9 protein-coding genes are annotated in these 11,509 nt (G+C 60.3%); 8 read left to right on the forward strand and 1 reads right to left on the reverse strand.

Going from position 1 to position 11,509, the window contains the following annotated elements:
* Positions 1-336: 336 nt before the first annotated feature.
* From BLW08_RS06840 to BLW08_RS06860, 5 genes are all read left to right on the forward strand, one after another.
* Positions 337-1,419 carry a PhoH family protein gene (locus tag BLW08_RS06840; RefSeq protein ID WP_091324050.1) on the forward strand — a complete coding sequence of 361 codons (1,083 nt, stop codon included), beginning with the start codon at positions 337-339 and terminating at the stop codon, positions 1,417-1,419.
* Positions 1,416-1,889 (forward strand): rRNA maturation RNase YbeY, encoded by a 474-nt coding sequence (gene ybeY, locus BLW08_RS06845; RefSeq protein ID WP_026540771.1) that lies wholly within the window; start codon positions 1,416-1,418, stop codon positions 1,887-1,889. The genes BLW08_RS06840 and ybeY overlap by 4 nt, the downstream gene beginning before the upstream one ends.
* Complete coding sequence (locus BLW08_RS06850; protein ID WP_091324052.1) at positions 1,886-3,217, forward strand: hemolysin family protein; 1,332 nt, start codon at positions 1,886-1,888, stop codon at positions 3,215-3,217. Before ybeY ends, BLW08_RS06850 begins: the two co-directional genes overlap by 4 nt.
* Positions 3,201-4,163: a GTPase Era gene (era, locus tag BLW08_RS06855; protein WP_091324053.1), complete on the forward strand. Its 963-nt coding sequence runs from the start codon at positions 3,201-3,203 to the stop codon at positions 4,161-4,163. Before BLW08_RS06850 ends, era begins: the two co-directional genes overlap by 17 nt.
* A 104-nt stretch (positions 4,164-4,267) precedes the next feature.
* Positions 4,268-5,827, forward strand: coding sequence for an LCP family protein (locus tag BLW08_RS06860; protein ID WP_091324059.1), 1,560 nt, complete (start codon positions 4,268-4,270; stop codon positions 5,825-5,827).
* 75 nt (positions 5,828-5,902) lie between these two features.
* Here the strand turns inward: BLW08_RS06860 and BLW08_RS06865 are convergent, their stop codons facing one another.
* Positions 5,903-7,855 (reverse strand): M13 family metallopeptidase, encoded by a 1,953-nt coding sequence (locus BLW08_RS06865; protein WP_091324061.1) that lies wholly within the window; start codon positions 7,853-7,855, stop codon positions 5,903-5,905.
* A gap of 247 nt (positions 7,856-8,102) precedes the next feature.
* On the opposite strand from BLW08_RS06865, the gene leuA reads away from it, so the two are divergent.
* The 3 genes from leuA to BLW08_RS06880 all read left to right on the forward strand — a co-directional run bounded on the left by leuA (position 8,103) and on the right by BLW08_RS06880 (position 11,506).
* Positions 8,103-9,842 carry a 2-isopropylmalate synthase gene (gene leuA / locus BLW08_RS06870; protein ID WP_091324062.1) on the forward strand — a complete coding sequence of 580 codons (1,740 nt, stop codon included), beginning with the start codon at positions 8,103-8,105 and terminating at the stop codon, positions 9,840-9,842.
* An 84-nt stretch (positions 9,843-9,926) separates the two neighbouring features.
* A complete protein-coding gene (gene recO, locus BLW08_RS06875; RefSeq protein WP_090821592.1) occupies positions 9,927-10,679 on the forward strand; it encodes a DNA repair protein RecO in 753 nt (250 codons plus the stop codon).
* Positions 10,680-10,681: 2 nt separating this feature from the next.
* Positions 10,682-11,506: an isoprenyl transferase gene (locus BLW08_RS06880; RefSeq protein WP_090821590.1), complete on the forward strand. Its 825-nt coding sequence runs from the start codon at positions 10,682-10,684 to the stop codon at positions 11,504-11,506.
* Positions 11,507-11,509: the final 3 nt, after the last annotated feature.

Raw genomic sequence — 11,509 nt, forward strand, 5'->3', positions numbered from 1 at the left:
TGTTCAAACAGCCGTCGGCGGTGGCTGGCTGCGGGGCAGTGGTGGTCCCCGCCTATGCCAGCTTGGCACATGGCCGACGACGGTCGGCCGGGTTTTTGGGGCCGGGCGCCAACTGAAACATGATTGATACCCGCTTGATGCCGAGTTGAGACATAGAGTCCGCTATCAGCGTGGGGGCCGGAATGCGCCCGGCCGGTGAGGTTCACCGTGGGCGGTGCTGGCGTAGGATTGAGTTCATTCCGGCATCAAGGCGGGCGTCTTCAGGCGGCCGCATATGTCGAATCGATGGCGTTAATACGACCCAACCGGAGGAGAACAGGCCTGACGGCCAGCACTATGAGTGAATCTTTGAATGGGCGGCTCAGGACCGGTAACGGCAACCAGTCGCCTACCGAGTTCCCGCACACGTTACCGGGCACGCGCACGGAGATTGTCACGTTCGACAACTCCGACCAGATGGTTCACTCGCTGGGCAGCCACGACGAGGCCCTGCGGTACATCGAGGAGCAGTTCCAGGACGTCAATTTCCATGTCCGGGGCAACGAACTTTCCATGACCGGCCCTTCCACGGTTATCCCGCGAATCATGCGCCTCCTTGAGGAAGTGCGCGGGCTGGTGTCGAAGGGCACCGTGGTCACACCGGACGTCCTTCAGCAGCTCGTCTCCCTGTTGAGCACCCAGTCAGTGCAGAATCCTGCCGATGTCCTGACCCACAACATCCTGTCCAGCAGGGGCAAAACCATCCGGCCTAAGACGCTGAACCAGAAGAACTATGTGGATGCCATCGACGCAAACACGGTGATCTTCGGGATCGGCCCGGCAGGTACGGGCAAGACATACCTGGCCATGGCAAAGGCTGTTCAGGCGCTTCAAATGAAGGAAGTCAGCCGGATCATTTTGACGCGGCCCGCCGTGGAGGCGGGGGAGCGGCTGGGATTCCTTCCCGGAACCCTGAGCGACAAGATCGATCCTTATCTGCGGCCTCTTTATGATGCGTTGCACGACATGATGGACCCCGAATCCATACCGCGGCTTATGGCGGCGGGGACCATTGAAGTCGCGCCACTGGCCTACATGCGCGGACGAACGTTGAACGATGCCTTCATCATCTTGGACGAAGCACAGAACACCACCCCGGAGCAGATGAAGATGTTCCTGACCCGCCTGGGCTTCGGATCAAAAATGGTGGTGACCGGTGACGTCACACAAATCGATCTGCCCTCCGGATCCACCTCCGGCTTGCGAATAGTCCGCGAAATCCTCACCGGCATCGATGACGTCAATTTCTCACTTCTGGAGGCGGCCGACGTCGTCAGGCATCGGCTCGTGGCGGACATCGTCTCCGCATACAGCAAGTGGGATGACGCGCACAGTACTGACGCCGCAGGAACACATTTCAAGCGTGGAGAACGTAAATGAGCATTGAAGTCAATAACGAGTCCGGCGTTGCCGTGGACGAGGCGCAACTGGTGACGTTGTCCCGCTTCATCTTTGAACGGCTCTACATCCACCCCCAGGCCGAGCTTTCCATTCTCCTGGTGGACGAACCGGCCATGGAGAAGCTCCACATCGAGCTCATGGACGAGCCCGGAGCAACTGACGTGCTGTCCGTGCCGATGGATGAGCTCACTCCCGGAACTCCGGACAGGCCAACGCCACAGGGGATGCTGGGAGACATTGCCATCTGTCCACAGGTTGCCGAAGTGCAGGCCCGGAACGCCGGGCACCCTACCCAGGATGAGATGTTGCTGTTGACCACCCACGGCATACTCCACCTGCTCGGGTTCGATCATGCCGAGCCTGAGGAGAAGGAAGAGATGTTCGGCTTGCAGCGGGAACTGCTGTCTGAATTCCTGGGCAAGGATGCCCCCATGGAGACCATGCAGTGACCTGGATCATCCTGGTTGGCATGGCGCTGGTTTTCCTGAGTTTCGTCGCCCTGCTGACTGCAGCCGAGGCTGCGTTCAACTTCCTGCCCCGGCATGAAGCAGAGCAATCGATTCTTAAGAGCAAAGGCAAAGCGCTGGGTGGCATCCTCAAGGCACCCATTGCCCATATGCGCGCTTTGCGTTTCTGGCGCGTCTGGTTTGAAATGGCCGCCGCCGTAGCCGTGGCCGTGATTCTGCACAGCTTGCTGGACAATGTGTGGCTTGCCGGCCTTGCCGCCACTGGCATCATGGCCGTGATCGGATTCGTCCTGGTGGGTGTGTCGCCCAGGCAGTTGGGTCGGGCGCACTCAGGCCCTGTAGTCCGGTTCACGGCTCCATTGATCCGTTTCCTGTGCTGGATCCTTGGCCCCATTCCCGGCTGGCTGGTGGCACTCGGTCAGGCCGTGGCTCCCGGTGCTCCGAGCGGCGATGACGCCTTCGTCAGCGAAGAAGAGTTCCGCGAGTTCGTGGATCGTGCCGCGGAATCGGACATGATCGAAGACAACGAGGCCGAGCTCATTCATTCAGTGTTCGACTTTGGCGACACCCTGGTGCGTTCCGTCATGGTTCCCCGAACGGACATTGTCAGCATTGGGACGGGTTCGGATCTGGAGACGGCCATGGGCCTGTTTCTGCGTTCCGGCTATTCCAGGATCCCCGTCATTGGTGAGAATACGGATCAGATCCGTGGCATTCTCTACCTCAAGGACGTCGCGTCGGCCATGCATCGTGGCGAACCGGGCCTACAAGTCCATGATGTCGATTCACTCGCGCGCGATGTCCGCTACGTCCCGGAATCCAAACCCGTGAGCGATCTCCTCCGGGAGCTGCAGCAAGAGTCCACCCACGTGGCCATCGTCATTGACGAGTACGGCGGTACCGCAGGGCTGGTGACCCTCGAGGACCTCATTGAGGAAATCGTGGGCGAAATCGTTGATGAATACGACGCAGCCGCGGAAGAAGCGGTGGAGCTCGGTGACGGTACCTATCGCGTAAGTGCACGCATGAGCATCGATGACCTTGGCGAATTGTTTGACGTTGACCTCGACGACGACGAGGTAGACACCGTCGGTGGTCTCCTCGCCAAGGCCTTGGGTCAGGTTCCCATTGTCGGAAGCTCCGTTGAAGTGAACGGAATATCACTCAGGGCGGATAGGCTGGAGGGTCGCCGAAACAGGGTCAGCCACATCATTGCGGCAGCCATGCCAAAGGAAGACACTGACTTTGAAGACCTACTCGATGACGCCGACTCAACGCAACAGGGAGTTCCACGTGAGCAAGCAAAATAAGAATTTCGATGCCGATAGTGATTTCGGCGGCTTCCACGCAGGCTTCTCCGTGCTGGTGGGCCGCCCGAATGCCGGCAAGTCAACGCTGACCAATGCCTTGGTTGGCCAGAAGGTGGCCATCACTTCTGCCAAGCCGCAAACAACGCGCCACACCATTCGCGGGATCGTCCATCGAGATGACGCCCAGCTGATCCTGGTGGACACACCGGGACTCCACCGGCCGCGCACCCTGCTGGGAAAGCGCCTTAACGAACTTGTCGCAGACACGCTGGCGGAAGTCGATGCCATCGGATTCTGCTTGCCCGCAAATGAAAAAATCGGCCCCGGCGACAAGTACATCGCCGCGCAATTGGCCGCAGTGGGTCGCAAGCCTATTGTTGCGCTCGTGACCAAAACGGACCTCGTGGACCGCCAGGCACTGACTGAGCAGTTGCTGGCCGTAGCGGCTTTGGGGCGCGAAGTCCTTGGCGAGCAGGGCTGGGCGGACATCGTCCCCGTATCCGCCGCAGATGGTTTCCAGGTCTCTACTGTTGCGGATGTGCTGATCAGCCACATGCCGTCGTCCCCACCGCTCTACCCGGATGGGGAGCTAACGGACGAGCCCGAGGCCGTCATGATCGCCGAACTGATCCGCGAGGCCGCTCTGGAGGGGGTCCGTGATGAACTCCCTCACTCGCTGGCGGTTGTGGTGGAGGAAATCGTTCCCCGTGAAGGTCGTACGGAGGACAATCCGCTGCTGGATGTTCGGGTGAATCTCTATGTAGAGCGTCCTTCGCAGAAGGCAATCATCATCGGCAAGGGCGGAAGCAGGTTGCGTGAAGTGGGTACCAACGCCCGTAAGGGAATCGAGACTCTTCTGGGAACCCGGATTTACCTCGACTTGCACGTCAAGGTGGCCAAAGACTGGCAGCGGGACCCCAAGCAGTTGGTCAAACTCGGGTTCTAAGGGCGTCATACGTCCCGGCGTGGCTTTGGCCCGATAAGGAACTTCCCAGAATCGGCAACTATGATGACGGGAATCCACGTGTTTGAGGAAAGGTAAACCGAATAGTGCGACGTCGTGACGCCCGCCCGCAGGGCACCGGCACCGCTGGCTCCGTTGCGGCCCGCCATGGTGAGGATGCAGAGGGCACTCCCCGCCACATGAAGGAACGCAAAAGCCTGCCGCTCTGGCTGAAGATTGTCACCGGAGTAGTCTCCGTTGCGCTCGTTGCCGGGGTGGCCTTTGCCGCCTTTTGGTTCATCCGCCTGCAGAGCAATATCACCAAGGCGCCGCTGAGCGCCGGGGAGTCCCGCGATTCCGGTGAAGCGTTGGCCAACGACAAGTCTGACCGCCTGCAAATCCTGATACTTGGTTCGGACACCCGTGACGGCAAGAACTCCGGCTACGGAACGTCTGAGGACTCCACGGGCTACGGTCACTCCGATGTGATGATGCTGCTGGATATCTCCGCGGACAACAAACGCGTCAGTGTTATGAGTTTCCCCCGCGACCTCCTGGTGGACGTCCCCCAATGCACGGATCACACCAACAACCAGACGTTCCCCGCCCGCAGCGGCGTGATGATTAACGAGGCCATGGCTGAAGCCGGCATTGGTTGTGCGGTGGATACCGTCAACAAGCTGACAGGCCTGGAGATCGACCACTTCATGATGGCGGACTTCAACGCCGTCAAGGAGCTCTCCCATGCTGTTGGTGGAGTCAACGTTTGCGTCAGCGATCCGGTCTTTGACCCGGACTCCCGCCTGCGCCTGCCCAAGGGTGATTCGCTGGTGGAGGGCGAACAAGCTTTGGCCTTCCTGAGGACCAGGCACGCTTTCGGCGATGGCGGTGACCTCGGCCGTATCAAGGGCCAGCAAGCGTTCTTGTCTTCCCTGACAAGGAAACTCAAGGACGAAGGCACCTTGGGCAACCCGCAGCGGCTCCTCCAGATTGCCGACGTCGTAACGCAGAACCTGACAGTTGATGAGGGGCTGGCATCTGTGCCGTCCTTGTTGACCATTGGTGGCCGGTTGAAGGACATTGATGTTTCCAAGGTGGCGTTCGTCGCAGTTCCCACTCAGGCAGCTGCTGTGGATCCGAACCGATTGGAGCTCGTTGAACCGCAGGCGTCCCAGCTCTTCTCCGCTCTGCGTGCGGACCTTGACCTGACGACGCCAGGAGCAACGTCCAATCCGTCGTCCAGCGCGACTCCCGCGCCCCAGCCCACGGCAATGACTCCGGCGGCGCCTGCGTACGATAAAACAATCCAACCTGTAGCGGTTGCCAACGGCAGCGGTGTTGCCGCGAGGGCACAGGAAATGATGGCCGTCCTGACGGGCAATGGCTTTACCCAGGCGGTTTCGTATCTGGCGAACCCCGTGGATCAGACAGTTGTTTACTACGGAGCCGGATTTGCCGATGTGGCCGCCGACGTTGCCACGCTGTATGGAATTCCGGCGGCGCAGGTTCAGCAGGCTCCCGGCGTGGCAGGTGTGCAGCTGTATGTTGGAACCGACTTCGCGAGCGGCACGGCCTACGGTGCCACATCTGTTCCCTCCGACGTCGTCAACCAGACGGCCAAGGATGCCGTATGCCAACAAGTGAATCCGCTGTACATCGATCAGTAGAAGCCTTGGCATCAACAAGCCAAAATAAAAGGCCGGACCCGTTCTCATAGAACGGGTCCGGCCTTTCCACTTGTTCTACCAAATACTGACGCGCTCTCCGGATTCCATCCACATGCCATCCTCGGCACTCACGTTGAAGGCCTCGTGGAAGGCGTCGAGGTTCCGGGCGATGGCGTTCGTACGGAATTCATTGGGGGAGTGCGGATCGGTAGCCAGCCTGCGGATCGCTTCCTCCGTGCGGATCACCTGGCGCCATCCGGCAGCCCAAGACATGAAGAACCGCTGTTGTCCGGTAAAGCCGTCGATGACTTCCGGCTCTACTCCGCCCAAACTCAGCAGATAGGCCTTGTAGGCGATGGTGAGTCCGCCGAGGTCGCCGATGTTCTCACCGAGGGTCAGTTTGCCATTCACTTTGTGGTCCGGAGCGGCATAAGGGGACAGGGCATCGTACTGCGCCACCAACCGTGCGGTGAGTGCCTCAAACGCCGTGCGGTCTTCCTCTGTCCACCAATTCCGCAAGGCTCCGCTGCCATCGAACTGCGAGCCTTGGTCGTCGAACCCGTGCCCGATTTCGTGCCCGATCACAGCACCGATCCCGCCGTAATTCACGGCGTCGTCAGCGTCGGCATTGAAGAACGGTGGCTGGAGGATGGCGGCCGGAAACACGATCTCGTTCAGCATTGGGTGGTAGTAGGCGTTTACCGTTTGGGGCGTCATCAGCCATTTGGTGAGATCAACAGGTTTCCCGATTTCATCGAGGTGACGATCGACGTCAGCATTATGGGCGCGCTCAACGTTGCCCAGAAGGTCCGTGGGGTCGATCTCCACGGCGGAGTAGTCTATCCACTTCTCCGGGAAGCCGATCTTGGGGCGGAACGCTTCCAACTTCTTGAGCGCTTCCTTCTTGGTTTCTTCGCCCATCCACTCAAGGGAAGAGATGCTGTCCCGGTACGCCGCGATCAAGTTACCCACCAGGGTCTCCATCCGGGCTTTGTGGCCTGCTGGGAAGTGGCGGTCCACGTAGATCTGGCCGACTGCCTCGCCGAGAGCTGCTTCAACCACAGCAACGCCTCGCTTCCACCGCTCCTTGTTTTGGGGAGTGCCACTAAGGGTGGTTCCGTAGAATTCGAAGTTCGTGGTCACGAATTCCGATGACAGGTAGGGGGCAGCGGAGCTAAGGACCCTGAGCGCCAGCCACTCCTTCCACGTGTCCAGGGGCTCGGACTCCAACAGTGCGGCGGCACCGGCAAAGAAGTCCGGAGTGCTGACCACAAGCTCATTGCGTTTGGCCGCATCCACACGTGCAGCCTCGAACCATGTGTCCAGCAGGGGGAAAAGCGCTGCCGCCTGATCGGCAGTCTTCAGGTTGTAGGTCTTCTGCGGGTCCCGCAGCGTGACGTTGTCCCAGTGATGGGATGCCAGGGCGGTTTCGAGTCCCACGATCCGTTGCGAGGCTCCCTCTGCGTCAGGAAGGCCGGCCAGGGTGAACAGCCTGGCGATGTATTTGCCGTACGCTGACACAATTTCCGCAAATTTTTCATCCCGGTAGTAGGACTCATCCGGCAATCCCAGGCCTCCCTGTCCAATGTAGAGGAGGATCCGCTCAGGATTTCCGGCATCAGGGGCAGGGTAAATGGAGAACAGACCTGAGACGTCGGCGCGGAAGAGGCGGCCGATCAGCGCAGCAAGTTCCGTTGCTGTCCCCGTGGCCTCAACATCTTTGAGGCGGCCGCGGACAGGGTCCAGGCCCTTCGCATCTGCCGTGGCCTCGTCCATGAAGCTGGCATACAGGCCGCCAACTTGTTGTTCGACGCCGGTTGCTGACTCACCCTTGCTGGCAGCTTCCTCAATAATCGCCTTGACCGCCAGCTCGGCGCCGTCCCGCAGCGCGGTGAAGGTACCTTCCAATGGCCGGTCGTCAGGGATCGTTGTGCTGTTGAGCCACGCGCCATTGACGTGTTGGTACAGGTCGTCCTGGGGCCGGACGCTGTGATCGATGTTGGAAAGAGTGATCCCCGACTGTGGCACTGTGGCTCCTTGTGTGGACGCTGCAGGAGGCGTTTCCACCGTCGCGGCGTCTGCATAGTGGACGTTGTATGAGGTGTTGCACTGTCATCATACGCATCGTGTTACTGTGATTTTGTGCGTACGGCAATGCTTCTTCTTAGCTGCCGCGGCGAGGCCTGAAAGCTATCTGACGCTGGGCCATCCTCGCCGCGGAGTTCCGTTGTGTCCGGCTAAGCTTTCACTTAGTTCTTAGAGAAAAGGCCACATCATGCGTAATGCACAAAAGCCCTCCGGTATGCCGATTCACCGCTACCTGCCGTTCCAGGACCAGATCACCGTCGAGGTACCGGACCGCACGTGGCCGGACAAGGTCATCACCAAAGCGCCCCGCTGGTGCGCAGTGGACCTGCGTGACGGCAACCAGGCGCTGATCGATCCCATGAGTCCTGCCCGCAAGCTGAAGATGTTCCAGTTGCTCGTCAAGATGGGCTACAAGGAGATCGAAGTTGGTTTCCCATCGGCATCCCAGACTGACTTCGACTTCGTCCGCCAGCTCATTGAAGGTGGCCATATTCCTGACGATGTCAGCATCCAGGTCCTGACGCAGGCGCGTGAGCACCTGATCGAGCGGACTTACGAGTCCCTGGTTGGCGCCAAGCAGGCCATCGTGCACCTGTATAACTCCACGTCTGTTCTGCAACGCCGCGTCGTGTTCAACCAGGATGAAGACGGCATCCTGGACATTGCCTTGCAGGGCGCCAGGCTGTGCAAGAAGTACGAAGAGACCTTGGAAGACACCCACATCACGTACGAATACTCGCCGGAGTCCTTCACGGGCACCGAGCTCGAGTACGCCGCACGCGTCTGCAATGCGATCGCTGATGTCTTTGAGGCCTCTGCTGACAATCAGGTCATCATCAACCTGCCGGCAACCGTGGAGATGGCAACTCCGAACGTCTACGCGGACTCGATTGAGTGGATGCACCGGAACCTGCACCCCCGCGAGGGCATCATTATCTCCCTGCACCCGCACAATGACCGCGGCACTGGAGTAGCCGCAGCCGAGCTCGGTTACCTGGCAGGCGCCGATCGCATCGAAGGCTGCTTGTTCGGCAACGGTGAGCGGACCGGCAACGTGGACTTGGTGACACTGGGTTTGAACATGTTCGTCCAGGGTGTGGACCCCATGATCGATTTCTCTGATATCGACGAAGTCCGCCGCACGGTGGAGTACTGCAACCAGCTGCCTGTTCCGGAGCGTTCCCCTTACGGCGGCGACCTCGTCTTTACCGCCTTCTCCGGATCGCACCAGGACGCTATCAAGAAGGGCTTTGAAGCGCTGGAGAAGGATGCCGCAGCAGCGGGCAAGCCGGTGGATGACTTCACCTGGCAAGTCCCGTACCTGCCCGTCGATCCGAAGGACCTGGGCCGCAGCTACGAAGCCGTCATCCGGGTTAATTCCCAGTCCGGCAAGGGCGGTGTTGCCTATCTGCTGAAGAATGAGCACAACCTGGACTTGCCCCGCCGTGCACAGATCGAATTCTCCGGGGTCATCCAGCGACGTACCGATGCTGTTGGTGGCGAGGTCAGTGGCGCCCAGCTGTGGAAGATTTTCCAGGATGAGTACTTGCCTTCCGATGAGGAGCAGGCGCAGTGGGGCCGATACGCCTTGGGCAGCATCAGCACCGAGACGGACGAATCCGGTGCCATGACCATGAACGCCATTCTGCGGATTGACGGCGTGGAGGTTCGCAGGACCGGACACGGCAATGGTCCCATCGCTGCCTTGCTGGACATCCTGCACCATGACGGTGTTGACGTCCGTGTCCTCGACTACAGCGAACACGCTTTGTCCGAAGGCGGCAGCGCCAGTGCAGCAGCTTACGTCGAATGTGCCGTCGGCGAACGGGTTTTGTGGGGAGTGGGGATCGACCCCAGCACCACGACGTCTTCCCTCAAGGCGCTGATTTCGGCAGTGAACCGGGCAGTCCGGGACGCCCGAGCTTAATGCCCTCCGTGTGGTGACGGGAAATACCGTCACCACACGGTCCGGCGACCACCGCCGGACGCGGGCGTAATGCGAAGATTAGGTGTGGCCAATCCGTCGTTTGCAGCACGTTCCTATCGGGACGACGCCGTGGTGCTCCGTACCCATAAGCTGGGGGAAGCGGATCGCATCATCACCCTCTTGACCAAGCACCATGGACAGGTTCGTGCGGTTGCCAAAGGGGTTCGTAGAACCAGCAGCCGTTTCGGTGCCCGGTTGGAGCCATTCATGGTGGCGGACCTGCAACTCGTTTCCGGCCGCACGCTGGACATTGTGACGCAAGCCGTCGCGAAGGGTGCCTATGGAAGCAGCATCGCAGCTGACTACGGGCGGTTCACAGTTGCTGCAGCCATGACAGAGACTGCGGAGAAACTGACGGACGCCGATACTGAATCGGGAACTGCCCAGTACAACCTGTTGGTTGGCGCACTGGCTGCGCTCAGCCGTTCCGACCATCCTCCCGAACTCATCCTGGACTCCTACCTGCTCCGGGCACTGGCGACTGGAGGCTGGGCGCCGAGCTTTACCTCATGTGCCCGTTGCGGCCGGCCCGGTCCACATACGGCATTTGCGGCACCGATAGGCGGGATGGTGTGCGGCGACTGCAGGCCTCCCGGTTCACCGGCGCCGGCACCAGAGACGGTGGTGTTGCTCGGCGCGCTGCTGACGGGTGACTGGAGCGTCGCGGATACTTCCGACCCCCGGCATCGACGGGAAGCAGCAGGCCTGGTGGCCAGCTACCTGCAATGGCACCTGGAACGGGCATTGAAATCACTCAAACACGTGGAGCGAAGCTGACAGTGGCACTTGGAAAAAAGAGCAAGTCAACAACGGCAAGAACGGCGCCAGTGGTGGCCCCCTATGCTCATCCATCCGGGGCGGTCCCACCGGCCATTCCAAGTGAACTCATCCCGCAGCATGTGGCGATTGTCATGGACGGCAATGGCCGCTGGGCAAATCAGCGTGGACTGCCTCGCATCGAAGGACATAAGGCCGGTGAGCCTGCTCTCCTCGATGTGATGGCAGGGGCGATCGAGCTCGGAATCAAGTACGTCAGCGTCTACGCTTTTTCCACCGAGAACTGGCGCCGGTCGCCCGAAGAAGTCCGTTTCCTCATGGGATTTAACAAGGATGTACTACGTCGCCAGCGCAACCAGCTGGACGAATGGGGTGTCCGCATCCGTTGGGCGGGCCGTCGCCCACGGTTGTGGGGTTCCGTTATCAAGGAGTTGGAAGAAGCCGAGGACTATACGCGAGGCAACGACACCTGCACGTTGACCATGTGTGTTAATTACGGTGGCCGCGCCGAGATCGCCGATGCTGTTTCGGCAATTGCCCATGATGTCGCAGCGGGGCGGCTCAAGCCGGGGTCGGTATCGGAGAAGACCATCCAGAAGTACCTCGATGAGCCGGACCTCCCCGACGTGGACCTCTTCCTACGCAGCTCTGGGGAGCAGCGACTCTCGAACTTCCTGCTGTGGCAATCTGCCTATGCCGAGTTCGTTTTCATGGACACCCTGTGGCCGGACGTGGACAGGCGGACCCTGTGGGACGCCGTCGAGATCTATGCGAAACGCGACCGCCGTTACGGTGGAGCAGTGGATGCGGCCCCGCCCGCCACGTAGCAC

Origin of the sequence: Arthrobacter sp. cf158, assembly GCF_900106835.1 — a bacterium.
Classification (GTDB): Bacteria; Actinomycetota; Actinomycetes; order Actinomycetales; family Micrococcaceae; genus Arthrobacter.